This is a genomic window from Cellulomonas sp. HD19AZ1, from assembly GCF_004535805.1.
Classification (GTDB): Bacteria; Actinomycetota; Actinomycetes; order Actinomycetales; family Cellulomonadaceae; genus Cellulomonas; species Cellulomonas iranensis.
This window is the reverse complement of sequence record NZ_SPHX01000004.1, coordinates 509,184-530,817: the sequence shown is the minus strand read 5'-3', so window position 1 is coordinate 530,817 and position 21,634 is coordinate 509,184. Positions and strand designations below refer to the sequence as shown.

The following is a 21,634-nucleotide window of genomic DNA, read 5'->3' as shown; positions in this document are numbered from 1 at the left end:
GGCCCGCACCCCCGCACGCCGGGAGCGCGAAGGTCGGGGCTGTCGAAATCCGGGACCCTCGCGCGTCATGGGGGCGAGCGGGCACAGTGGGTGCCCCGGACCACGGAGGACGACATGACGACCCCCACGACCTACACGCTCCTGCTCTGGGGCGACCCCGACGCGTGCGACGACCTCGCGGCCGCGTACGCCGCGCACGAGCGGTTCGCGCAGGAGTGCGCCGCGCGGGGCCACGAGATCCTCGGCGGCGAGGAGCTCACGAGCCCCACGACCGCGCGCGTGCTGCGCGTCGGCCCGGGCGGGTCCGAGGTCACCGACGGACCGTTCGCCGAGCTCACCGAGCAGCTCGGCGGGTTCTACCTGGTCCGCACGTCCGACCCCGAGGGCCTGCTGCGGCTCGCGGCCCCGCTGGTCATGGACGAGGTCGGCGGCGGGACGCTCGAGCTGCGGGCCGTCGTCACGCACGGCGCGGGCGACGAGGCGACCGCCGCGCAGGCCGGCGCCGTCGTATGAGGTTCGTCGTCCTGCTGTACCAGGACGAGGACGTGTGGCGGCGCGCCGACGACGCCGAGCGCGCGCGGTACCACGCGCAGCACGCGGCGTTCGACGGCGCGCTGCGCACCGCGGGCGTGACCGTCGTGGCCGGCGAGGCGCTCGTGGGCGTCGCCGCGGCGCGCACGCACCGCCGCGTCGGCGACGACGTCACCGTCACCGACGGGCCGTTCGCCGAGACGGCCGAGCAGCTCGGCGGGTTCTACCTGGTCGACGCGCCCGACGCGGACACGCTGCTGGCGACGCTGCGGCACCTGCCGGAGTACACGGTCGAGGTGCGCGAGGTCGCCGAGGCATGACCGCCCGTCACCCGGTCGGAGCGCCGGCCCGTGCCCCGCGCGGGCACGCGGCCGGCGCACCCGCGACGCGCGGGCGCACCCGCGACGTGCGCTGCCCGGTGAACCCGCGGTGACCGCGCACGAGGACGCGGCGGACCCGGTCGGGTCCGCCGTCGCCGACGCGTGGCGCGCGCACTGGTCGCACGTCGTCGCGCTGCTCGTCGCGCAGTACGCGAGCCCCGACCTCGCCGAGGACGCGGCCGGCGACGCGTTCGAGGCCGCGGCGCGCACGTGGCCGCGCGACGGCGTGCCGGCCAACCCCGGCGCGTGGCTGCTGACCGCGGCCCGCCGCCGCGTCGTCGACCGGCTGCGCGCCCGCGCGCTGCACCGCCGCAAGGAGCCGCTGCTCGTGGTCGACGACGAGATGCGCGCGCTCGCGGCGGCCGCGCACGACCCCGGCGCGCACGTCGCGGACGAGCAGCTGCGGCTCGTGCTGACGTGCTGCCACCCGGCGCTCGCACCGGCCGACCGGGTCGCGATGACGCTGCGGTTCGTCGTCGGGCTCTCGACCGCGGACATCGCGCGGCTGCAGCTCGTGCAGCACACCGCGATGTCGGCACGGCTCACGCGCGCCAAGCGTCGTCTCGCGGAGACCGGCGTGCCGTTCGTCGTGCCGCCGCGCGACCGGCTCGACGAGCGTCTCGACGCCGTGACGACCGTGCTGTACCTGCTGTTCACGGCCGGGTACCAGCCCGCCGACGTGCCCGGGGGGCTGCGCGTCGACCTCGCCGACGAGGCCGTGCGGCTCGTGCGCGAGCTCGACGGGCTGCTGGGCGGGTCGCTGCGCGTGCGCGCGCTGCTCGCGCTGGTGCTGCTGCAGCACTCGCGCCGCGACGCGCGCGTCGACGACGCGGGCCGCCTGGTGCTGCTGCCCGACCAGGACCGCGCGCGCTGGCACGCGGCCGAGATCGCGGAGGGCGTCGCGCTGCTGCGCGCGCTGCCGCCGCTCGACGGCCTGGCCGAGGACCACCGGCTGCAGGCGCTCGTGGCCGCCGAGCACGCGACCGCGCGGACCGCGGCGGACACCCGGTGGTACGTCGTCGCCGGCCTCTACGCGCTGCTCGAGGCACGCACCGGGTCGCCGGTGGTGCGCCTGGCGCGCGCGGTCGCGGTCGCCGAGGCCGCCGGGCCGGACGCGGGCCTCGCCGTGCTCGAGGGCCTGGACGCCGCGCTCCCCCGCCACCACCGGCTCCCGGCGGTGCGCGGCGAGCTCCTGCTGCGCGCAGGCCGTCACCCCGAGGCCGTCGCCGAGCTCGAGCGCGCGCTCGGCCTCGTCCCCGACGCCGCCGAGCGCGACCACCTGGAGCGCCGCCTGGCCGAGGCCCGCAGCCCCGGCCCGTGAGCAGCCCGCGGGGCGGCGGTCCGGCGCGTCAGCGGACGCGGGGGCCGCGCGTGCGGCGCTGCACCGCGAGCCGGGTGCGGGCCGCGAGGTCGTCGAGGCCCGTGACGTCGCGCGTGCGCGCCACGAGGCCGGCGACGTCCCGGGACAGCGCGTCGAGGTCGGCCTCGGGGTCGACCCGCAGCGTGCTGACCAGCACGTGCCGCCCGCCCTCGTGGTCCACGACCGCGCGGGCGCCGAGCACGCCGGGCACGCGGCGCGCCTGCTCGGCGACCTGCGCGGCGAGCGGCGCGACGTCGAGCACGAGCCGGCCGGACGCGTCGGACCCGGCGAGCGGCAGCTCCCGCACGCGCGGCGTGCCGAGGTGCGCGAGCAGCCACCACAGCGCGAGGGCGCCGAGCACGACGCCACTCGCGGTGGCCGCTGCCCCGAACCAGGAGGCCTCGGTGACGTCGGCGGCGCGGGCCGGCTCGAGCGCGGCCGGCGCGCCGGGCCACAGGCGGGCCAGCGTGCCCGTCCACCACAGCACCGCGGCCACGCCGACCACGAGCAGCACGACGCCCAGCAGCAGGGCGACCGCGCGGTCCAGGCCGCGCACACGGCGGGTCATCGCGCACCTCCACGGGTCTCGGTGTCCTCGGTCCGGGCGCGGCGCGTGCGGACGACGACGCGCGGCGGGTCGGTCAGCGCGGTGAGCCGCTGCGTGACCGCGACGGCGACGCGCGCCTCGATCGTCGGGTCGCCGTCGGTCGTCGCGGTGACGGTCACGGCGCGCCGCCCCCACGTGCTGCTCACGTCGAGCACGCCGTCGACCCGGGCGGCCGCCGCGGACGCGAGCCGCGCGACGTCCTGACCCCGCACGTGCTGCCCGGCGCCCGCGGCGAGGGGCAGGCCGGGGCGACGGCGCGGCGTGAGCGCGGCGACGACGAGCCGCAGGCCCGCGAGCGCGAGCACGACCCCGACGAGCGCGACGGGCCACGTCGGCCGCAGCGGGCCGAGCCCGGTGCCGGCGTCCGCGACCCACGGCGTGCCGGGCAGCGCGCCGAGCGCCACGAGACCGTCGTGGACGAGCAGGACGGCGACCGCGAGCACGACGACCGCGAGCAGCGGGCCGAGCCACGCGAGCGTCCCGGCGGGACGGGGCGGTGCGTACGGCACGGGCCGGTGGGCCGTGGCGTCGTCGGGCCGGCCGGCGGGCGCCGCGGCGACGGACGGTGCGGGCGCCTCCGCCGGGGCGACGTGCGCACCGGTGCGGGGCACGGGGGTGCCGGTGGTCATCGCACACGCTCCCGGGGTGCGTCGGACGGGTCGGTGACGGCGACGACGCGGACGTCGACGCGGTCGGTGGGCACCCCCGCGAACCGCTCGACGGCCGCGGCGACGGCCTCGCGGACGGCGCGCGCGGTGACGGCCGCGGGTGCGGGCCAGACGAGCGCGACGTCCACCTCGACCTGCGCGCGCGTGCCCACGACGTGCGCGGACGCGTGCGGCAGGTCGCGGCCCAGCAGCCCGCCGGCCGTGGTGCGCGCGACGCCGGGGACCCGCGCGGCGGCGACGGCGGCGACGCGCTGCACGGCGCGGTCGGCGACCGTGAGGGTGCCGCGCGTGCCGGGGTCGGGCGGTGCCTCGGCAGGCGTGGGCGCGAGGGCGACGTCAGCCACGGCGCCGGCCGTTCGTGAATGTCGTCAGGTCCACCCGGCCCTCGAGCGCGGCACCCACGACCCAGCCCAGGGCGCCGAGCACGAGCGCGAGCAGGAAGCCCGTGAACCCGCCGGCGACGGCGGCGAGCGCGAGCAGCAGACCGGTCAGCAGACCGGCGAGGGACAGGGACATGGGGTTCTCCTCGGGTGCGGGGTGGGGCGCGCGGGGCGGGGTCGCGCTGCGCGTCAGGGGGCGAGGTCGTCGACGACGACGTGGACGTCGCCGCCGACGGCGGCGCGGACGGCCGCGTGCACGGCGCCCGCGGTGGCCCGCAGGTCGGTGCCGAGCCGCAGCACCACGTGGACCTCGGTGGACGTGCCGTCGGGGGTGGTGCGGACGCGGACGCCGGCGACGCGACGGCCGGGCAGGTAGGTGCCGATCTCGCCGAACGGCCCGGGGTGCAGGCCGGTGACGCCGGGCACCGCGAGCGCGGTCGCGGCGGCGAGCTCGGCCGGGTCGGGCGGGTCGACGGGGACGGGCGGCGCGACGGGGACGGGTGCCCCGGCCGGATCGCGCGGCGCGACCGGAAGGGGCGACGCGCCGGGCACGCGTGCCCCGGCCGGATCGGGCGACCCGCCGGGCACGGGCCTCCCGGCGGTGGCGGGCGCCGACCGAGGGCCGACGTCCGCCCCGCCCGGGGGGACGACCCGGGGCGCCGGGGCGTCCGGTCGGTCGGTGCTCATGCCACGCGGGGCTGCGGCTCGGGCTCGGGCTGCGGGTCGTCCTGCGGCAGGTGCACGTCGTTGACCGTGATGTTGACCTCGATGACACGCAGCCCGGTCATGCGCTCGACGGACGTGATGATGTTGCGGCGCACGCCCTCGGCGAGGTCGACGACGGACACGCCGTACTCGGCGACGAGGTCGACGTCGATCGCGGCCTCCTGCTCGCCGACCTCGACGCTGATGCCCTGCGCGTGGTTGGTCGTGCCGCCGGGGATGCGCTCGCGCAGCGCGCCGAACGCACGGGCCGCGCCGCCGCCCAGGGCGTACACACCCGCGACGTCGCCCGCGGCGATGCCGGCGATCTTGGCGACGACGCCGTCGGCGATCGTCGTGGTGCCGTGCTCGGTCTGCAGCGGGGTCGAGCTCGCGACGCCGCCGCCGAGCGCGGTGTTGCCGCCGCGCGGGCCGCGGTTCGCGGGGCTCGGGGTGCTCGTGGTGGTCGACGTCGGCGTGCTGGTCTGCTCGGTCATCGTTCCTCCTGTGCTGGGCGTGCCGCTGGCCGCGGCCCGGTGGTGCCGGTCGGGTGCCGTGCGCTCGCCGCGCCGCGGGGGCGTGGTGCGCCGACACTGGGTGAGTGCCCGTTGCCGCGTCGACGTCACGGTCGACCTGCTGTGATCTCCATCACACCTCTCCTGGTGCGATCCGCCACCGGAGCGCGCGATGACACCGGCCGTCCCGGCACCCCCGGACGCGCCCGTCCCCGACGCCGAGCTCGTCGCGCGCGCGGGCCTCGGCGACCACGCCGCGTTCGCCGAGCTCGTCGCGCGCCACGGCGCCGCGCTCTACCGCTACGCGCGCCGGATGCTCGGCTCCGCGGCCGACGCCGAGGACGCCGTGCAGGACGCGCTGACCGCCGCGTGGCTCGGCGCCGAGGGGTTCCGCGGCGCGTCGAGCGTGCGCACCTGGCTCTTCGGGATCCAGGCCAACTGCGTGCGTCGCGCGGCCCGCACGCGCACCCGCACGCCCGTCCCCGTGACGCCCGACGCCGACGACGACCGCACCGACCCGGCTCCCGCCGGCGACGACCCGGTGGAACACTTGCTCGCGACCGACCTGCGCGCCGCGCTCGACCTCGCGCTCGCGGACCTGCCCGGCCCGCAGCGCGCGGCGTGGCTCCTGGTCGAGGTCGAGGGCATGCCGTACGCGGACGCGGCGCACGTGCTGGGCACGACGCACGCGGCGGTCCGGGGACTGCTGGAACGGGCCCGCAGGACGCTCGGGAGGAGGTTCGAGACATGGCGGTAGACGACGGCGACGGCACGCGCCGCACGCCCGGCGACGACCTGCTCGACCTCGCGACGGCCCAGCTGCGCACCCACACCGACGACGGCTGGGTGACGGTCGCGCCGCGCGTGCTGGCGTCCGCGCTGCGGGCGGTCCGGCCGTCGCAGCCCGTGCGGGGGCGCCACGTGGAAGGCGACTACGTGGTCGCGGCCGACGTCCTGCGCACGTCGGTCCGCGCGCTGCTCGACCCCGACCCGCGCGTCCGGCTGCGGCGGCTCGCGCTGCGCACCGGCCCCGACGACGTGCTGGAGGAGGCCGTCGTCGAGGTGTCGGCCGCGTACCTGCAGCCGCTCGAGCCGCTGGCCGACGACGTGCGGCGCACCGTGGCCGCGCACCTGCGCGACGTGCTCGGCGACCCCGACCTGCCCGACGACGCCGTGCGCGTCGACCTGCTGGTCACGGACGTCCACCGCGCCTGACGCCGACGGGCTGGCGTCGACAGCCTGGCGTCGACGCCGTGACGCCGACCGCACGGCGGCCGACCGCCGCGCGCCCGACCGTCCACGCCCGACCCGCCCGCCCCCGACCGCTCAGGCCCGCCGGGCCGCCACCGATGGGCAGGGGGACGGGAGGTGGACGTGCAGGGCGTGCAGGGCGTGCAGGCGATCACCGCGCGCATGGCCGCGATCGAGTCGGCCATCGCGACGGTCAGCGCTGCCCGGACGCCCACCGCCACCGGCGCGACCTCGACGCCGTCGGCGACCGGCACCGCGTTCGCGGCGGCTCTGGCCGCGGAGGTCCGCACCGCCGAGACCCGCACCGCCGGGGTCCGCACCACCGGCGCCACCGCGACGGGCGCCCTGCCCGCGGTGGACGGCTTCACGCCCGAGCAGGTCGGCAACGCGTCCGCCGTCGTCGCGGCGGGCCGTGGCATGGGCCTGTCGCTGCGGGACCAGGCGATCGGCGTCATGACGGCGATCGGCGAGTCGTCGCTCCGCGTCGTCGACCGCGGCGACGCCGCCGGGCCGGACAGCCGCGGCCTGTTCCAGCAGCGCGACAACGGCGCGTGGGGCACGTACGCCGAGCGCATGGACCCGACCGCGTCGGCGCAGAGCTTCTTCCGCGCGCTGCAGCGCGTCGACGGGCGGGACACGATGGCGCCGACGCTCGTCGCGCACGCCGTGCAGCGCAACGCCGACCCGCAGCACTACGCACGCTCGTGGGACGCGGCGGTCGGGCTCGTCGCGCGACTCACCGGCACGACGCCCGCGCAGGTCGCGGGCTGACGCACCGCGCACGTCACGGGCAGAAGCACCGCGCAGGTCGCGGGCTGACGCACCGCGCACGTCCGGCGGCACCGGTCGCCGCGCACGACGCCGCGCCGGGCGACGGCGCGCACCCCGGCCCGCACGACCCACGCGGTCAGGCCGCGGCGACCTCGCGCACCCACGCGCCGTCGGCCTGCGCGCGGAAGCCGACGCGCTCGAGGTACGCGATCGCACCCGGCGGGGCGGTCGGCACGACGAGCCGGCGCAGCCCGTGCGCCGCGAACACGTCGGAGTGCCGGTACACGAACTCGCCGGGCGTGAAGTCCCGGAACCGCGGGGTCACCCAGTCCAGAGCGACGACGCCCGTGCCGTCGCCGTCGTCGCGCACGAGCACGACGCCCACGGTCTCGTCGCCGCGCACGACGAGGAACGCGAGCTCGTCGCCGGGGGTGCCCGGCGCCGAGGCGTCGGGCGCGTGGGCGTCGGGCGCGGGCGCCCCGGGTGCGGACGCGCCGGGGGCAGACGCGCCAGGTGCAGACGCGCCAGGTGCGGGCGCTCCGGCCGCGGGCACGGTGCGGTGCCGTGCGACGTCGTCGGCGTGCACCGCGAGCACGTGCCGCAGGTACGCGTCGTCGCGCGCGACCTCGACGACGGCGTACACCGCGGCGTCGGACCGCTCGCGGCGCAGCCGCCACAGCCAGTACACGTCGATGACCGCGATCGCGCCGTTCATCGCCGCGAACGCCCAGATGCCGAAGACCGCGTTGTACGCGGTCGCGAGCACGGCACCCACGAGGTTCATGACGCGGAACCGCCACACGCGCGCCTGCATGAGCGACAGCACGACGAGGACCGAACCCGCCCACCCGACGATCTCCCACCACGGCATCCGAGCAGGCTAGGGTCCGGGGTCCGGCGCGGGCGGCAAACACGTCGACGTGAGACGCCTCACGATGGATCGTGGGACGCATGACCGTGTGGACCCTGCAGGACGTGCCCGTGCCGTCGTCGCTCGACGCCCCCGACGCGGCCCTGTTGCACGGGCTCGTCGACGCCCAGAACGCGGTCGTGCGGGCGGAGTGGGGCACCGACGACTTCACGACGACCGCGCGCCGGTCGCTGTCCCGGCTGCAGCACCAGGAGTACCAGCGTCGCGTCCGGCTGCTCGCGGTCGATCCCGCCGCCGACCCGGCGGACCCCGCGTCCGTGCTCGGGTTCGCGTGCCTGGACCTGCCGCAGCGGGACAACACGCACACCGGCTGGCTCGAGATCGGCGTGCGCGAGCAGCACCGCGGGGCGGGCGTCGGGGGCGCGCTGCACGAGGCCGCGCTCGACGTGGCGCGCGCCGCCGGCCGCACGCACCTGATGGCCGAGACCGACCAGGCCGTCGAGCCCGCTCCCGGGCCGGGCACGCTCGCCGCGCCGACGGGCGAGGGACGTGTCGCCGCCGACGCCGCGGGCGTGCGGTTCGCGCTCGCGCGCGGCTGGCGGCTCGAGCAGGTGGCCCGGCACTCGCGGCTCACGCTGCCGGTCGACGCCGCGGCGCTCGAGGCGCACCGGGGCGCAGCCGTCGCCGCCGCGGGGCCCGACTACCGGGCGGTGACGTGGGAGGACGCGACGCCCGACGCGTGGGCCGACGCGATGGCCGAGCTCCGCACCCGCATGAGCACCGACGAACCCACGGGCGGGCTCGCGGTCGAGGAGGAGCACTGGGACGCCGCACGCGTGCGCGCGCTCGACGCGGAGTACGCGGAGCGCGACGAGCACCGGCTGACCACGGCGGTCGAGCACGTGCCGTCGGGGCGGCTGGTCGCGTACTCGGGCTTCATGATGCCGCCGCACACGCAGGACTTCGTGTGGCAGGAGGACACGCTCGTGCTGCGCGAGCACCGCGGCCACCGCCTCGGCATGCTCGCCAAGACCGTCCAGCTGCAGGCGCTCGTCGCGCGCCGCCCGCAGGTCTGCCGCATCAGCACGTGGAACGCCGAGGAGAACCGCTGGATGCTCGCGATCAACGTCGCGCTGGGCTTCCGCCCGGCGGGCGGCACGGGCGTCTGGCAGCTCACCCTCTGAGGCGAGCCGCCACTGGTCACTTCGGGGCACTCCAGGCAGGACATCCGCTCCCGAAGTGACCAGTGGTCACCACCGGGTGCACCGAAGTGACCAGTGGGCGCCACGTGCTGCGGACGAGCCGGTCAGAGCACGGCGGCGCGCTGCGGGGCGCCCCACCAGCCGGCCCACCGGCGGCGGGCCTCGGCGAGCACCTCGTCGTCGAGCCCGTAGGTCGACAGGGTCGCGTCGATCGTGCCGTGCGGCGGGTGCGCGGCGGCGGGCCGCATCACGAGCACGAGCAGCGACTCGGCGATGCCGTGCACGTGGATCCCCACCTGGTGCTCGGTGCGGTACCGCAGCGTCCCGCCGAGCCGGGATCCGTCGGGCCGCACGACCTCGACGTGGGCACCGACGGGCAGGCCGCGCACGCCGTGCAGCCCGGCACGGAACAGCAGCGGGTCGCTGCGGTCGCCCGCGTCCAGGCCGTGCGCCGAGAGCGTCACGCGGTCCTGCCCGAGGTGCACGTCGAGCGCGAACGCGAGCTGCTGGACGAACTGCGTCCAGCCCTCGTCGATCTCGTCGAACACGCCGTCGAACGGGGCGAGCCCGGCGTGGCTGCGGCGCGTGAGCGCGACGTGCGAGCGGCGGGGCGTGTCGTCGCGCGTCGTGACGACGATCCGGTCGTGGTGCCCGAGCTCGAGCGTCCGGGTCGCGACGCCGTCGGCGTGCTCCTCGTGCTCGTGCACGGCCCCGCGGAAGATCTGCCGGATCTCGGCGTCGAGCGTGTCGGAGTCCCACCCGAACCACCGTGCGACGAGGTCCGGGTCGCGCAGGTGCGCCCAGACGATGGCGGCGGGTGCGTCGACGTCCACGGAGACGACCTCACGACGATCGAGCAACATGGCTGCTCCCTCGGTTCCACGGCGGGCCTGCGGGTCCGGCGGGGCGTCGGCGACCCGTACCTGCGACGTTAGCCCGGGAGGCCAGCGACCGCAGCGGCGTCGACCCGCAGGGCGACGCGTTCACCCGCCGCGCACGTCCAGCCCGCGGGTGCGAGCGCGCTCACACGGCCCACGCCGGCGACCTCGACGACGACCTCGGTGCGCCCCCGCCGCGACCGCACGACCTCGACCCGCCCGTCGACCGCGGCACCGGCATGGTGTCGGTCGTCGCTGGCGGGCCCCCCGACGGCGGACCCGGACGCTGCGCCGGGCACCGTGCCGACGGACCCCGGGCCGTCGACCGCGGCACCGGCCGCGTGGTCGGCTCCCCCGCGCTCGGCGCCCTCGCCGCCCGGGACGACGACGAACGCACCCGCCGCGAGCGCGAGCACGCCCCCGGCGGGCAGCAGGGCGACCCCGGCGCTGCGCGCGGCACCGACGAGCGCGGCGACGGCGGGCGGCACGGCGTCCCCCGCCGCGGGCACGGGCACGGGCACGAACGCCTCGTACCCGAGGAACTCGGCGACCCGTCGGGACGCGGGGCGCGCCCACAGGTCGGCGGGCGACGCGACCTGCAGCAGGCGCCCGGCGTCCATGACGGCGACGCGGTCGGCGACGGCGAACGCCTCGTCCTGGTCGTGCGTGACGAACAGCGCCGTGGTCGCGGTCGTCACCAGCACGTCGCGCAGGTCGAGCGCGAGCCGCTCGCGCAGGCCGCGGTCGAGCGCGGACAGCGGCTCGTCGAGCAGCAGCAGCCGGGGGCGCGGCGCGAGCGCGCGGGCGAGCGCGACGCGCTGCCGCTCGCCGCCCGACAGGGTCGCGACGTCGCGCCGCTGCGTGCCGGGCAGGCCCACGAGGTCGAGCAGCTCGGCGACGCGCGCCGTGCGCGCCGCCCGGTCGCGGCGCACGCCCGCGGGCAGCCCGTACGCGACGTTGCCCGCGACGTCGCGGTGCGCGAACAGCTGGCCGTCCTGGAACAGCAGCCCGAACCCGCGGCGGTGCACGGGCACGCCGGTGACCGGCACGCCGTCCCACGCGACGTCGCCGCCGGCCAGCGGCTCGAGGCCCGCGACGGCCCGCAGCAGCGAGGACTTGCCGCAGCCGGACGGGCCGAGCAGCGCGACGACCTCACCGGTGGGCACGGCCAGGTCGACGCCGTCGACCGCGGCGCGCTCCGCGCCCGGGTACCGCACGACGACGTCGGCGACCTGCAGCCCGTCGCTCACCACGCACCTCCGATCCCCGGGCGGCGCAGCCGCTCGCACACCGCCACGATGCCCGCCGTCAGCGCGGCCAGCAGCACCGACGCGGCGAGCGCCGCACCGTAGTTCTCGGCGCCGGGGCGTCCCAGCAGCCGGAAGATCACGACGGGCAGCGTCGGCTCCTGCGGGCGCGCGAGGAACGACGTGGCACCGAACTCCCCGAGGGACGCCGCGAACGCGAACCCGAGGGCGAGGCCCACGGCCCGCGCGGCGACCGCGAGGTCGACGGTCCGCAGCACGCGCCCGGGCGGGGCGCCCAGCGTCGCGGCGACCTCGCGCTGCCGCGGGTCGATCGCGCGCAGCACGGGCAGCACGGTCCGCACCACGAGCGGCACGGCGACGACGGCCTGCGCGACCGCGACGAGCGCGGGCGACGTGCGCAGGTCGACGGGCAGGCCGAGCGGTGCGTCCATCGCGACGAGGAACCCGAACCCGACGGTCACGGCGGACACGCCCAGCGGCAGCATGAACAGCGCGTCGAGCCCGCCGACGGCGCGCCGCGCGGCCGTGCCGCGCGGGCGCCGCGACACCACGAGCGCGACGAGCCCCCCGACCACGAGGGCGATGACGGTCGCGTCGGTGGCCGTGCGCAGCGACGTGCCGGCCGCGTGCCAGGCGCTGACCGCGAGCGTGTCCTGCGGCACGGCGAGCGCGGCGTAGTTGTCGAGGCCCCAGCCGCGCGGCGTGCGCAGCGAGCGGACCACGAGGTTGACCAGCGGCAGCGCCAGCAGCCCCAGCACCGCCACGGCGGTGACCGCGACGGCCGCGGCGTCGAGCGGCTCCCGCAGCCGCACGGGACGGGCCGCGGCGGGCCCGCCGACGCTCAGCGCGCGCTCGGTGCGGGCCCGCGCCCGCCCGGCCACCGTCAGGGCCGCGGCGACGACGACGAGCTGCACGACCGACAGCACGGCCGCGGCACGCAGGTCGAGGAACTGCGTGGTCTGGATCCAGATCTCGGTCTCGACCGTGCCGTACCGGCGCCCGCCGAGCACCAGCACGGTGCCGAACGCGGTCGCGCAGAACAGGAACACGAGGGACGCGGCGGACGCGATCGCGGGGCCGAGCGCGGGCAGCGTGACGGTGGTCAGGACGCGCCACGGCGACGCGCCGAGCGCGCGTGCGGCCTGCTCGGTGCGCTCGTCGAGGCGCTCCCACATGCCGCCGACGGTCCGCACGACGACCGCGTAGTTGAAGAACACGAGCGCGAGCACGATCGCGGTGACCGTGCCGTCGAGGCCGAGCCCGCCCAGCAGGCCGCCGTCGACGAGCAGCGACCGGAAGGCCACGCCGACCACGACGGTCGGCAGCACGAACGGCACGGTGACGAACGCGCGCAGCGCGCCGCGGCCGGGGAACCGGCACCGGTAGAGCACGTACGCGCCGGGCACGCCCAGCAGCACGGCGCCCGCCGTGCCGAGCGCGGCCTGCGCGAGGGTCTGCCCGACGACGCGCCACGTGCGGGGCCGCGCGAACACCTCGGCGAACCCCGAGAGGTCGAGCCGACCGTCGGTGACGAACCCGCGGCCCACGATCTCCGCGACGGGCTGCACGAAGAACACCCCGAGGAAGAGCAGGGGCACGGCGACGGCCGCGCCCCACGCGAGGGCGGGGCGCACGCGCGCGGCCCGCCCCGCGGCCGGGGCCGTCGGGGCGGGTCCGCGCGCGAGCGTCGTCGTCACGTCGTGGGCCGCCCGGTCAGCCGATGACCGTGTCGGACCACGTGCTGAGCCACTCCTCGCGGTGCTCCGCGATGTCGGCGGGCGCGACCTCGAACGGCGTCTCGGCCAGCGGCGCCCACCGCGCCCAGTCGTCGGGCAGGTCGACCGACGAGCTCACGGGGTACATGTACATCGAGCCGGGGATGTCGGCCTGGACGTCGTCGGACAGCAGGAAGTCGAGCAGCTGCGCAGCACCCTCGGGGTTCTTCGCGCCCGCGAGCACACCCGCGTACTCGACCTGGCGGAAGCACGTGTCGAGCAGCGCGGCGGTGCGCGGCGTGTCCCCGCCCTCGGGGACCGTCACGGGCGGCGACGACGCGTACGACAGCACGACCGGCCGCGGCCCGTCGCCACCGGCCCCGGAGAAGTCCGTGTAGTACGCGTCGGACCAGCCGTCGGCGACCTTGAGGCCGTTGTCGCGCAGGCCCGCCCAGTAGCCGGCCCAGCCGTCCTCGCCGAACGCCCCGACGGTCGCCAGCAGGAACGCCAGCCCGGGCGACGACGTCACGGGGTCCGGCACGACGACGAGGTCGCGGTAGGCCGGGTCGAGCAGCGACTCGAGCGTCGTCGGCGGCGTCACGCCCTTGTCGGCGAACCACGTCGAGTCGACGTTGAGGCACACGTCGGACAGGTCGATCGCGGTGAGCGCGCCGTCGTCGTCGCCCGGCACGGCGTACGTCTGCGCGTCGGCCGCCGCGGGTGCCGTGACGTCGGCGGGGACGACGACGCCCTCGTCGAGCGCGCGCGACGCGAACGCGTTGTCGATGCCGTACACGAGGTCGCCCAGCGGCGCGTCCTTGGTGAGCACGAGCTGGTTGACGAGCGCGCCCGCGTCGGCCTGCTGCACGACCTGGACGGTCAGCCCGCTGTCCTGCTCGAACTTCTCCAGCAGCCCGTCGGACAGCCCGAACGACTCGTGCGTCACGAGGGTCACGGTGCCGCCGGACGTGCCGCCGGTCGCGTCCGGCGTGGCCGCGTCGCCCGTCCCCAGGGCCGAGCAGGCGGTGAGGGCCACGAGGGTGGTCGCGGCGGCCAGTGCGGCACGAGGGCCGCGGTGGGTCGTCATGTGGTGGTGCTCCTCCGTCGTCGTCGGAGGGGTCCAGCGCCCGTCGTGCCGCGCGGGCACGCCGACCGCGGGAGGAGAGAAAGCCCGACTCCCTACGCCGGTATCAACCGGATCAGGTTCGAGGGTCTGCGGTGGTCCGCACTCTCAGCGTCCTCGCCCCGCACGCGGGACGGACGCTCCCCTGTCGTTCGCGCACGATCCTAGCCCCGCCACGTGGGCGCCCCGAACTGTGCCCGGGGTCCGGGCCGGGTAGCGTCCGTGCAGGCGAGGGCACGCGCACCGCGTGGCGCCCGGGCACGCGGACGAGCACAGGAGGCGCACATGTCGGACGACGAGCAGAAGCAGTCGATGGTCGCGAAGATCGTCGGCGCGGGCGTGGCCCTGGGTGCCGCGTGGCTGGTGCAGAAGATCATCGACTCGGCGTGGCAGAAGGCCAAGGGCCACAAGCCGCCGCAGGCCGACTCGACCGCGGAGGACGTGAAGTTCAGCGAGGTCGCCCTCGCGGCCGTCATCACGGGTGCCGCGGTCGCGCTGTCGCGCGTGCTCGCGACGCGCGGCACGGCGAAGTTCGCGGGGCGCATCTCCCGCTGACGTCGCGCGGGCGGGCGTCGCCGGTCAGTCCGGGCGGCCGCCCTCGTCCGTCTGACGCGTCGCCGCCAGGTCGCGGGACAGCTCGTCGATGACGAGCAGGTCCTGCCGGACCTTGCCCGTGCGGAACCCGGCACGGCCGACCATGTGCGCCGCGACGGGCGCCGTGAGCATCTGGAACACCGCGACGAGCACGAGCGCCCACACCGCGCCGCCCTCGCGCAGCCGCAGCGCGAGGCCGACGAGCACGAGCACGAGCCCGAGCACCTGCGGCTTGGTCGCCGCGTGCATGCGGGACAGCAGGTCGGGGAACCGCAGCGCGCCGACGCCGGCAGCGAGCGCGAAGAACGCGCCGCCGAGCAGGCACACCGCCGAGACGACGTCGGCGACGGTGGTCCACTGGTCCTGGGTCATCGCGTCTCCTCGTCCGCCGGCCCGCCGTGGTGCTCGGGGTCGGGCTCGTCCTCGACGGTGTCGCGCGCGCTCTCGGGCACGGGCTCGGTCGCCGGCTCCGACGCGTCGCGGTCCGGCCCCGTCGCCGCGGCCGGCACGCCGTCCCGCGCGGCCTCGAGCGCGGCGCGGCGGCGCGCGCGGCGCTCGGCCAGCTCCTCCTGCTCGAGGCGGCGCTTCTCGGCCTCCTCGGCGGCGACCTCCTCGCGCGTGCGCACGCGTCCCTCGCCCTCGGGCTCGACGGCCGCGAACCGCGCGACGGTCACCGACCCGACGAACCCGACGAGCGACAGCACGACGAGCAGCGGCACGACGTCCGCGCGGCGGAACACCGCGGCGTAGAGCGCGACGCCCGCGATCACGGTGGTGACGACGATGTCGAGCGCGATGGTGCGGTCGAGCATCGACGGGCCGCGCTCGGCGCGGATCACGGCGAGGGTCGCGCCGACGGTGAGCAGCGCGGCGCACACGAGGACGACGACGTCGAACACGGTCATCGGGTCGCCACCTCCCGCGCGCGTCGGCTGCGGCTCAGGCCCGCCTCGGCGAGCTCGGCGTCGGATCCGAGCGCACGCAGCACGCGGGCCTCCTGGTCGAGGACGTTCTGGCGGGCCTTCTCGATGCCGCCGCTGGTCTCGACGTCGAGCACGTGGACGTACAGCCGGCCGGTGAGCCGGTGCGCCTCGACGATGATCGAGCCGGGCACGAGGGACACGAGCTCGGCCGTGAGCGTGAGGTACAGGTCGGAGTGGCTGCGCAGCTGCACGCAGATCACGGCGCCGCGGGGCGTGTACCGGGGGCGCAGCGCGACGAGGCTGACCTCGAACGACGCGCGCACCAGGTCGAGCGCGAACCGCCCGAGGAGCACGGCGAGCGCGGCGGGGTGCACGCGGCCGTGGAAGTCGACGGGCGTCATGCGCAGCCCGGTGGTGACGAGCACGCCGAGCAGCGCCCCGTTGACGACGTTGCCCCACGAGACGTCGCCCCACAGCAGGACCCACACGGCGGTGAGCCACAGGATCGTCACCCACTGGAAGCGCCAGCCGGTGCGGCGCGGGTGCAGGCTCATCCCTCACCCCCGTCCTGCGGGGCCGTGCCGGCCTCCACGTCCTCGTCGGCGGCGCGCTGCGACTCGCCCTCGCCGCGCTGCCCGTCCGGCAGCACGGCCTGGACGTACGTGCGGTCGGACAGGGTCTGCGCGGCGCGCTCGGTGTAGCCGTACAGCGGGCCGGCGAAGACGGTGAGCCCGAGGCTCACGACGACGAGCGCGGCGGTGGGCACGACCATGAGCAGCGGCACGCGGTGCGCGGGCAGCGGCTCGGGCGGGGTCTGCCAGAACGCCTTGTTCCACGCCTTGATGAGCGCGTACAGCGTGAGCAGCGACGTCACGACGGACCCGACGACGAGCGCGTACGCGAGCGGCGTGCCGAGCTCGACGCCGGCCTCGAGCAGCCCGACCTTGCCGAGGAACCCGGAGAACGGCGGGATGCCGCCGAGGTTCATCGCGGGCACGAAGAACAGGATCGCGAGCACCGGGGCCATCTTGGCCAGCCCGCCGAGCCGGTCGAGCGACGTCGTCCCGCCGAAGCGTTCGACGAGGCCGACGACGAGGAACAGCGCGGTCTGCACGGTGATGTGGTGCGCGACGTAGTAGATCGCGGCGGTCCAGCCGTGCTGGGAGCCCAGCGCGACGCCGAACACCATGTACCCGATGTGGCTGACGAGCGTGAACGACAGGAGTCGTTTGACGTCGTCCTGCGCGACCGCGCCGAGGATGCCGACGAGCATGGTCGCCAGGGCCACCCACATGAGCACGTCGTCGAGCTGCCCGCCGGGGAACAGCAGGGTCTGCGTGCGGATGATCGCGTACACGCCGACCTTGGTGAGCAGGCCCGCGAACACCGCGGTGACGGGTGCGGGCGCGGTCGGGTACGAGTCCGGCAGCCACGCCGACAGCGGGAACACGGCCGCCTTGATGCCGAACGCGAGCAGCAGCATGGACTGCAGCACGAGCCGCACGCCGGGGTCGATCTCGGGCAGGCGCAGCGCGAGCTGCGCGAGGTTCACGGTGCCGGTCGCGGCGTAGACGCCGGCGATCGCGACGAGGAACAGGATCGAGGACAGGATCGCGACGACCACGTAGATCGTGCCCGCGCGGATGCGCTCGGTCGTGCCGGACAGCGTGATGAGCACGTACGACGCCGCGAGCAGGATCTCGAACCCGACGTAGATGTTGAACAGGTCGCCCGAGAGGAACGCGTTGGCGACGCCCGCCGACAGCACGAGGTACGTGGGGTGGAAGATCGAGATCGGCGCGAAGCGCTCGCCGTCCTCGCGGCCCTGGGCCAGCGAGTAGATCAGGACGCACAGGATCACGACCGACGACACGGTCAGCATGAGCGCCGACAGCCGGTCGGCGACGAGGTTGATGCCGACGGGCGCCGCCCAGTCGCCGATCTCGACGACCACGGGCCCGGCGTCGGCGAGCACGAGCAGCGCGGCCGCGACCACGGCGACGAGCGTCAGGGTCACGAGCGACACGACGCGCTGCACGCGCGGTCGACGGTAGAGCGCGAGGGTCAGTCCCGCGCCCGACAGCGGCAGCACGACGGGCAGCGGGACGAGCCAGCTCCAGTCGGTCATCGGCCCTCCTCCCCGTCGGTCGTGGTCGTGCTCGGGCGCGCGGCGCGGCCCGGGTGGTCGGGCGCCGGTTCGGCGTGCACGTCCTCGAAGGCGAGGCCCTCGTCCATCTCGTCGCGCGTGGTCGCGGCCTCCTCGTCGAGCGTCTCGCCGCCCGACTCGGTGTCGTCGTCCTCGAACGCGCGCTCGTCGATCGCGGCGAGGCGCACGATGCGGCGGTCCTCGACGTCGTCCTGCACCTCGTCGTGGCGGTGCAGCTGCCACGAGCGGTAGGCCATGGCCAGCAGGAACGCGGTCAGGCCGAGCGTGATGACGATGGCCGTGAGGATCAGCGCCTGCGGCAGCGGGTCGCTCATGGGCCGGTCGGACTGCACGCCGATGAGCGGGGGTGCGCCCGCGGCGCCGCCGGCCACGAGGATCAGCAGGTTCGTGCCGTTCCCCAGCAGGACGATGCCGAGCAGGATGCGCGTGAGGCTGCGCTCGAGCACGAGGTACGTGCCCACGGTGAACAGCGCCGCGATGGTCACGACGAAGACGATGTTCGGGCTCATGACGACGTCGGTCACGGGACCACCCCCTCGGCGTCGCCGCCCAGGTCTCGCGGCACGGCGGACGCCTGGACGGCGGCGGTGCGGCCGCGTGCGAGCGCGAGCTGGTCGTCGCCCCCGACGGCGTCGTCCGCGACGTCGTCCTCGCCGGACTCGGCACGCCGGTCGATCTCCGCGCCGAGGCTGCGCAGGATGTCGAGCACGAGGCCGACGACCACGAGGTACACCCCGACGTCGAAGAACAGGCTCGTGACGAACTTGACGTCGCCCCAGACCGGCAGGTGGAAGTGCAGGATCCAGGACTCCAGCACGGACCCGCCGACGAGGAACGCCGCGAGGCCCGCACCGGCGGACAGGAACAGGCCCGTGCCGAGCAGCACGCCGGGCTGCACGGGTGCCGCCTCGCCGAGCTCGTAGCGCCCGCCCGCGAGGTACCGCACGGCCAGCGCGATGCCCGTGACCAGGCCCGCGGCGAACCCGCCGCCGGGCTGGTTGTGACCGCTGAACAGCAGGAACGCCGAGTAGACGATCATCGTGTGGAACAGCAGCCGCACGACGACCTCGAAGATGACCGAGCGGCGCTGCGGCGCGAGGGTGCGTCCGGCGCGCAGCCACTCGCGGGCGCGCGACCCGACGCGCGCGGCACCGGCGGCGTTGGTGCCGACGCTGCTGCCCTGCGGCGTGATCGTCACCGAGTCGCCGGGGCGGCGCAGCGCGGCCATGGGGTCGGCCGTGCCGCCCCACACCGCGCGGTCGGCGGGCGCCTCGCGCTCGCGGAAGATGCGACCGCCGCGCGCCGAGAGGAACACGAGCGACGCGACGCCCGTGGCGGCCACGAGCAGCACCGAGATCTCGCCCATGGTGTCCCACGCGCGGATGTCGACGAGCGTGACGTTGACGATGTTCTTGCCGCCGCCGAACTCGTACGCCTCGGTCGCGAAGTCCGCCGAGACGGGTGCGTGGACGCGGGCCGACGGCGCGACGAGAGCGACGCCCGCGACGACGAGGCCGACCGCGAGGCCCACGGCGAGGCGCACCCAGCGCGACGCCGCGAGCGGCCGGTCGGAGAAGTACGGGGGCAGGCGGCGCAGCACGAGCACGAAGACGACGAGCGTGATGGTCTCGACGAGCACCTGCGTGACCGCGAGGTCGGGTGCGCCGTACAGCAGGAACATGCCCGCGGTCGCGTAGCCGCTGATGCCCGCGAGGATCACGGCCTTGAGGCGGCGGCGGGCGCGCGCGACGAGGATCGCGGCGACGATCGTGCCGGCGGCGAACACGGTCTGCGCGGCGTAGTCCCAGGGCCGCACCGCGGCGGGGAACGAGGTCCCGCGCACGAGCGCGGTGCCGACCGCGAGCACCCACGTGGTGAGGATGACGCCGAGGTACAGCGGCAGCGAGCCGCGCTGCGTGACGGCCGTGACGTCGGCCGCGAGGTCATCGAGCTTGCGCATCGAGCGCCGGTACGTGAGGTCGGCCTCGAGGACGTGCGGCACGCGCGCCTGCCAGCGCTCGACCTTGTCGCGCGCGAGGAACAGCAGCCCGCCGACGGCCAGGACGCCGACCGTGAGCCACAGCACGAGCCCGAACCCGCCCCACAGCACGAGGTGCCCGGGCTCGCCGAGCGGGTACGTCGACGCGTACGGCTCGAGCAGGTGCTCGCCGAGCTGCGGCAGCAGCGCGACCGCGAGCCCCAGGAACGACAGCACGAGCGCGGGCGCGGTGAGCAGGAACGACGGGCGCGTGACGGGCGCCGGCTCGACCGACTCCTCGCCGCCGGCGGCGAGCGACGTCGTGGTCGCGACGCCCTGCGCGTCCTGCGTCGCGCTCTGCGGCACCAGCGCGGGCTTGGTCGCGAACGCGCCCCACCAGAAGCGCAGGCCGTACGCGACGGTGAGGGCCGAGCCGACGACGACCGACGCGAGCACGACCCAGCCGAGCGCACCGTCCTCGAGGTGCGCGAGCGCCTCGAGCCCGGCCTCCTTGGCGACGTACCCGGCGAACGGGGGCAGGCCGATCATCGACGCGGTCGCGAGACCGCCCGCGAGCGCGGTCCACGGCAGCGCCTTCCCGACGCCCGACAGGCGCCGCAGGTCACGCGTGCCGCACGCGACGTCGACCGTGCCGACGACCGTGAACAGCGCGGCCTTGAACATCGCGTGCGCGCCGAGCATCGCGAGGCCCGCGAGCGCGGTGGCCTGCGTGCCGAGCCCGACCAGCAGGATGATCAGGCCGAGCTGGCTGACGGTGCCGAACGCGAGCACGAGCTTGAGGTCGTGCTGACGCAGCGCGCGGTACCCGCCGAGCAGCAGCGTCCCGGCGCCGAGCACGACGACGGTCCACCGCCACGCGGGCAGCTCGGAGTAGGCGGGCGCGAACCGGGCGACCAGGTAGACGCCTGCTTTGACCATCGCCGCCGCGTGCAGGTAGGCGCTGACGGGGGTCGGCGCGGCCATCGCGGCGGGCAGCCAGAAGTGGAACGGGATGAGCGCGGACTTGGTCGCGGCGCCCGCGAGCAGGCACACCACGGCGGCGACGACGGCGCCGGAGGCCGGCGGCGGGTCGGCCATGAGCGCGGACAGCGAGTACGTGCCGGCGGCGTGCCCGAGGATCACGACGCCGACGAGCATCGCGAGGCCGCCCGCGGTCGTGACGATGATCGCCTGCATGGCGGCGCGGCGGCTGGCCTTGCGGTCGGCGTAGTGGCCGATGAGCAGGTACGACGTGACGGTCGTGAGCTCCCAGAACACGAACATCAGGAGCATGTCGTCGGCCGTGACGAGGCCGAGCATGGACCCCGCGAACGCCGTGAACACGGCCCCGAACCGCCCGAGCCCCGACGCGGTCGGCGAGAAGTACGCGGCGCAGTACACGAGCACGAGCGCGCCGACGCCCCCGACCACGAGGGTCATGAGCCACGACAGCGTGTCGAGGCGGAAGCTCAGGTCCAGCCCGAGGGCCGGGATCCACTCGACGACCTCGACGGGTCCTTTGCCGGCCTGCACCTCGCTGGTCCAGGTGAGCGCCCAGACCGCGGCGGACGCGGGCGCGAGGGCGAGGGCCCAGAACGCGCGCCGGCCCCACCAGTGGAAGAGCACGGGCGCGACGAGGGCCGCTGCGAGGTGGACCGTCAGCAGCAGCAGCACGTCCGGCTCCGTCCTGTCGGGGGCGGGTGGTCGGTCGGTGGTCGGTGTCTGACCGCACGTCGACGATGGCGCACGG

25 protein-coding genes and 1 riboswitch are annotated in these 21,634 nt (G+C 76.4%); of the genes, 8 read left to right on the top strand and 17 right to left on the bottom strand.

The window, feature by feature from the left end; all coding sequences use genetic code 11:
- The first annotated feature begins 114 nt into the window (after window positions 1-114).
- The 3 genes from E4A51_RS11080 to E4A51_RS11070 all read left to right on the top strand — a co-directional run bounded on the left by E4A51_RS11080 (window position 115) and on the right by E4A51_RS11070 (window position 2,232).
- The gene (locus tag E4A51_RS11080) at window positions 115-513 is read left to right on the top strand and encodes a YciI family protein (RefSeq protein ID WP_134851768.1); all 399 of its coding nucleotides are present in this window, start codon (window positions 115-117) and stop codon (window positions 511-513) included.
- On the top strand, window positions 510-851 hold the full coding sequence (locus E4A51_RS11075) for a YciI family protein (RefSeq protein ID WP_046529853.1): 342 nt from the start codon (window positions 510-512) through the stop codon (window positions 849-851). Before E4A51_RS11080 ends, E4A51_RS11075 begins: the two co-directional genes overlap by 4 nt.
- Before the next feature lie 109 nt (window positions 852-960).
- The gene (locus E4A51_RS11070; RefSeq protein ID WP_134851767.1) at window positions 961-2,232 is read left to right on the top strand and encodes an RNA polymerase sigma factor; all 1,272 of its coding nucleotides are present in this window, start codon (window positions 961-963) and stop codon (window positions 2,230-2,232) included.
- A 28-nt stretch (window positions 2,233-2,260) separates the two neighbouring features.
- Here E4A51_RS11070 and E4A51_RS11065 read toward each other — a convergent pair whose 3' ends face one another.
- The 6 genes from E4A51_RS11065 to E4A51_RS11040 all read right to left on the bottom strand — a co-directional run bounded on the left by E4A51_RS11065 (window position 2,261) and on the right by E4A51_RS11040 (window position 5,125).
- Window positions 2,261-2,839: a hypothetical protein gene (locus tag E4A51_RS11065; RefSeq protein WP_134851766.1), complete on the bottom strand. Its 579-nt coding sequence runs from the start codon at window positions 2,837-2,839 to the stop codon at window positions 2,261-2,263.
- Window positions 2,836-3,507 carry a DUF6286 domain-containing protein gene (locus E4A51_RS11060; protein WP_134851765.1) on the bottom strand — a complete coding sequence of 224 codons (672 nt, stop codon included), beginning with the start codon at window positions 3,505-3,507 and terminating at the stop codon, window positions 2,836-2,838. Before E4A51_RS11060 ends, E4A51_RS11065 begins: the two co-directional genes overlap by 4 nt.
- Window positions 3,504-3,890 (bottom strand): Asp23/Gls24 family envelope stress response protein, encoded by a 387-nt coding sequence (locus E4A51_RS11055; protein WP_134851764.1) that lies wholly within the window; start codon window positions 3,888-3,890, stop codon window positions 3,504-3,506. Before E4A51_RS11055 ends, E4A51_RS11060 begins: the two co-directional genes overlap by 4 nt.
- Window positions 3,883-4,062, bottom strand: a complete 180-nt coding sequence (locus E4A51_RS11050; RefSeq protein ID WP_046529848.1) for a hypothetical protein — start codon at window positions 4,060-4,062, stop codon at window positions 3,883-3,885. The genes E4A51_RS11055 and E4A51_RS11050 overlap by 8 nt, the downstream gene beginning before the upstream one ends.
- Before the next feature lie 53 nt (window positions 4,063-4,115).
- Complete coding sequence (locus E4A51_RS18715) at window positions 4,116-4,514, bottom strand: hypothetical protein (protein ID WP_240696443.1); 399 nt, start codon at window positions 4,512-4,514, stop codon at window positions 4,116-4,118.
- 95 nt (window positions 4,515-4,609) lie between these two features.
- The gene (locus tag E4A51_RS11040) at window positions 4,610-5,125 is read right to left on the bottom strand and encodes an Asp23/Gls24 family envelope stress response protein (RefSeq protein ID WP_082131576.1); all 516 of its coding nucleotides are present in this window, start codon (window positions 5,123-5,125) and stop codon (window positions 4,610-4,612) included.
- Between the two features lie 190 nt (window positions 5,126-5,315).
- Between E4A51_RS11040 and E4A51_RS11035 the strand changes: the two genes are divergently transcribed.
- From E4A51_RS11035 to E4A51_RS11025, 3 genes are all read left to right on the top strand, one after another.
- Entirely contained in the window at window positions 5,316-5,900 is a 585-nt protein-coding gene (locus tag E4A51_RS11035; protein WP_134851763.1) for an RNA polymerase sigma factor, read from the top strand.
- Window positions 5,891-6,358 carry a hypothetical protein gene (locus tag E4A51_RS11030; RefSeq protein WP_134851762.1) on the top strand — a complete coding sequence of 156 codons (468 nt, stop codon included), beginning with the start codon at window positions 5,891-5,893 and terminating at the stop codon, window positions 6,356-6,358. Before E4A51_RS11035 ends, E4A51_RS11030 begins: the two co-directional genes overlap by 10 nt.
- Window positions 6,359-6,511: 153 nt before the next feature.
- Entirely contained in the window at window positions 6,512-7,165 is a 654-nt protein-coding gene (locus tag E4A51_RS11025) for a hypothetical protein (RefSeq protein WP_134851761.1), read from the top strand.
- Window positions 7,166-7,301: 136 nt separating this feature from the next.
- Here E4A51_RS11025 and E4A51_RS11020 read toward each other — a convergent pair whose 3' ends face one another.
- The gene (locus E4A51_RS11020) at window positions 7,302-8,036 is read right to left on the bottom strand and encodes a hypothetical protein (protein ID WP_134851760.1); all 735 of its coding nucleotides are present in this window, start codon (window positions 8,034-8,036) and stop codon (window positions 7,302-7,304) included.
- A gap of 80 nt (window positions 8,037-8,116) precedes the next feature.
- Here E4A51_RS11020 and E4A51_RS11015 point away from each other — a divergent pair, with 80 nt between their 5' ends.
- The gene (locus tag E4A51_RS11015) at window positions 8,117-9,220 is read left to right on the top strand and encodes a GNAT family N-acetyltransferase (protein WP_134851759.1); all 1,104 of its coding nucleotides are present in this window, start codon (window positions 8,117-8,119) and stop codon (window positions 9,218-9,220) included.
- 122 nt (window positions 9,221-9,342) lie between these two features.
- On the opposite strand, the gene E4A51_RS11010 is transcribed toward E4A51_RS11015, so the two are convergent.
- From E4A51_RS11010 to E4A51_RS10995, 4 genes are all read right to left on the bottom strand, one after another.
- The gene (locus E4A51_RS11010; protein ID WP_070320839.1) at window positions 9,343-10,101 is read right to left on the bottom strand and encodes an SRPBCC domain-containing protein; all 759 of its coding nucleotides are present in this window, start codon (window positions 10,099-10,101) and stop codon (window positions 9,343-9,345) included.
- A 68-nt stretch (window positions 10,102-10,169) separates the two neighbouring features.
- Complete coding sequence (locus tag E4A51_RS11005) at window positions 10,170-11,366, bottom strand: ABC transporter ATP-binding protein (RefSeq protein WP_134851758.1); 1,197 nt, start codon at window positions 11,364-11,366, stop codon at window positions 10,170-10,172.
- Entirely contained in the window at window positions 11,363-13,081 is a 1,719-nt protein-coding gene (locus tag E4A51_RS11000) for an iron ABC transporter permease (RefSeq protein WP_134851757.1), read from the bottom strand. The genes E4A51_RS11005 and E4A51_RS11000 overlap by 4 nt, the downstream gene beginning before the upstream one ends.
- 16 nt (window positions 13,082-13,097) lie before the next feature.
- Entirely contained in the window at window positions 13,098-14,186 is a 1,089-nt protein-coding gene (locus E4A51_RS10995) for a thiamine ABC transporter substrate binding subunit (protein WP_134851756.1), read from the bottom strand.
- A 72-nt stretch (window positions 14,187-14,258) separates the two neighbouring features.
- Window positions 14,259-14,379, bottom strand: a riboswitch (TPP riboswitch).
- Between the two features lie 128 nt (window positions 14,380-14,507).
- Between E4A51_RS10995 and E4A51_RS10990 the strand changes: the two genes are divergently transcribed.
- Window positions 14,508-14,777 carry a DUF4235 domain-containing protein gene (locus E4A51_RS10990; RefSeq protein ID WP_134851755.1) on the top strand — a complete coding sequence of 90 codons (270 nt, stop codon included), beginning with the start codon at window positions 14,508-14,510 and terminating at the stop codon, window positions 14,775-14,777.
- Window positions 14,778-14,801: 24 nt separating this feature from the next.
- On the opposite strand, the gene mnhG is transcribed toward E4A51_RS10990, so the two are convergent.
- The 6 genes from mnhG to E4A51_RS10960 are packed head-to-tail and all read right to left on the bottom strand — an operon-like array spanning window position 14,802 to window position 21,558.
- The gene (gene mnhG, locus E4A51_RS10985) at window positions 14,802-15,188 is read right to left on the bottom strand and encodes a monovalent cation/H(+) antiporter subunit G (protein WP_134851754.1); all 387 of its coding nucleotides are present in this window, start codon (window positions 15,186-15,188) and stop codon (window positions 14,802-14,804) included.
- Window positions 15,185-15,721 carry a monovalent cation/H+ antiporter complex subunit F gene (locus tag E4A51_RS10980; protein ID WP_134851753.1) on the bottom strand — a complete coding sequence of 179 codons (537 nt, stop codon included), beginning with the start codon at window positions 15,719-15,721 and terminating at the stop codon, window positions 15,185-15,187. The genes mnhG and E4A51_RS10980 overlap by 4 nt, the downstream gene beginning before the upstream one ends.
- Entirely contained in the window at window positions 15,718-16,293 is a 576-nt protein-coding gene (locus E4A51_RS10975) for a Na+/H+ antiporter subunit E (RefSeq protein ID WP_134851752.1), read from the bottom strand. The genes E4A51_RS10980 and E4A51_RS10975 overlap by 4 nt, the downstream gene beginning before the upstream one ends.
- On the bottom strand, window positions 16,290-17,867 hold the full coding sequence (locus E4A51_RS10970; RefSeq protein ID WP_134851751.1) for a Na+/H+ antiporter subunit D: 1,578 nt from the start codon (window positions 17,865-17,867) through the stop codon (window positions 16,290-16,292). The genes E4A51_RS10975 and E4A51_RS10970 overlap by 4 nt, the downstream gene beginning before the upstream one ends.
- Window positions 17,864-18,415, bottom strand: coding sequence for a Na(+)/H(+) antiporter subunit C (locus tag E4A51_RS10965; RefSeq protein WP_226239497.1), 552 nt, complete (start codon window positions 18,413-18,415; stop codon window positions 17,864-17,866). The genes E4A51_RS10970 and E4A51_RS10965 overlap by 4 nt, the downstream gene beginning before the upstream one ends.
- A gap of 11 nt (window positions 18,416-18,426) precedes the next feature.
- Window positions 18,427-21,558, bottom strand: coding sequence for a Na+/H+ antiporter subunit A (locus tag E4A51_RS10960; protein ID WP_134851750.1), 3,132 nt, complete (start codon window positions 21,556-21,558; stop codon window positions 18,427-18,429).
- Window positions 21,559-21,634: the final 76 nt, after the last annotated feature.

Excerpts from the sequence above, each read along its gene's own strand:
- E4A51_RS11080 (WP_134851768.1), top strand. The coding sequence starts at position 115 with ATGACGACCCCCACGACCTACACGCTCCTGCTCTGGGGCGACCCCGAC.
- E4A51_RS11075 (WP_046529853.1), top strand. The coding sequence starts at position 510 with ATGAGGTTCGTCGTCCTGCTGTACCAGGACGAGGACGTGTGGCGGCGC.
- E4A51_RS11065 (WP_134851766.1), bottom strand. The coding sequence starts at position 2,839 with ATGACCCGCCGTGTGCGCGGCCTGGACCGCGCGGTCGCCCTGCTGCTG.
- E4A51_RS11060 (WP_134851765.1), bottom strand. The coding sequence starts at position 3,507 with ATGACCACCGGCACCCCCGTGCCCCGCACCGGTGCGCACGTCGCCCCG.
- E4A51_RS11050 (WP_046529848.1), bottom strand. The coding sequence starts at position 4,062 with ATGTCCCTGTCCCTCGCCGGTCTGCTGACCGGTCTGCTGCTCGCGCTC.
- E4A51_RS11040 (WP_082131576.1), bottom strand. The coding sequence starts at position 5,125 with ATGACCGAGCAGACCAGCACGCCGACGTCGACCACCACGAGCACCCCG.
- E4A51_RS11035 (WP_134851763.1), top strand. The coding sequence starts at position 5,316 with ATGACACCGGCCGTCCCGGCACCCCCGGACGCGCCCGTCCCCGACGCC.
- E4A51_RS11030 (WP_134851762.1), top strand. The coding sequence starts at position 5,891 with ATGGCGGTAGACGACGGCGACGGCACGCGCCGCACGCCCGGCGACGAC.
- E4A51_RS11020 (WP_134851760.1), bottom strand. The coding sequence starts at position 8,036 with ATGCCGTGGTGGGAGATCGTCGGGTGGGCGGGTTCGGTCCTCGTCGTG.
- E4A51_RS11015 (WP_134851759.1), top strand. The coding sequence starts at position 8,117 with ATGACCGTGTGGACCCTGCAGGACGTGCCCGTGCCGTCGTCGCTCGAC.
- E4A51_RS11010 (WP_070320839.1), bottom strand. The coding sequence starts at position 10,101 with ATGTTGCTCGATCGTCGTGAGGTCGTCTCCGTGGACGTCGACGCACCC.
- E4A51_RS10995 (WP_134851756.1), bottom strand. The coding sequence starts at position 14,186 with ATGACGACCCACCGCGGCCCTCGTGCCGCACTGGCCGCCGCGACCACC.
- E4A51_RS10990 (WP_134851755.1), top strand. The coding sequence starts at position 14,508 with ATGTCGGACGACGAGCAGAAGCAGTCGATGGTCGCGAAGATCGTCGGC.
- mnhG (WP_134851754.1), bottom strand. The coding sequence starts at position 15,188 with ATGACCCAGGACCAGTGGACCACCGTCGCCGACGTCGTCTCGGCGGTG.
- E4A51_RS10980 (WP_134851753.1), bottom strand. The coding sequence starts at position 15,721 with ATGACCGTGTTCGACGTCGTCGTCCTCGTGTGCGCCGCGCTGCTCACC.
- E4A51_RS10975 (WP_134851752.1), bottom strand. The coding sequence starts at position 16,293 with ATGAGCCTGCACCCGCGCCGCACCGGCTGGCGCTTCCAGTGGGTGACG.
- E4A51_RS10970 (WP_134851751.1), bottom strand. The coding sequence starts at position 17,867 with ATGACCGACTGGAGCTGGCTCGTCCCGCTGCCCGTCGTGCTGCCGCTG.
- E4A51_RS10965 (WP_226239497.1), bottom strand. The coding sequence starts at position 18,415 with ATGAGCCCGAACATCGTCTTCGTCGTGACCATCGCGGCGCTGTTCACC.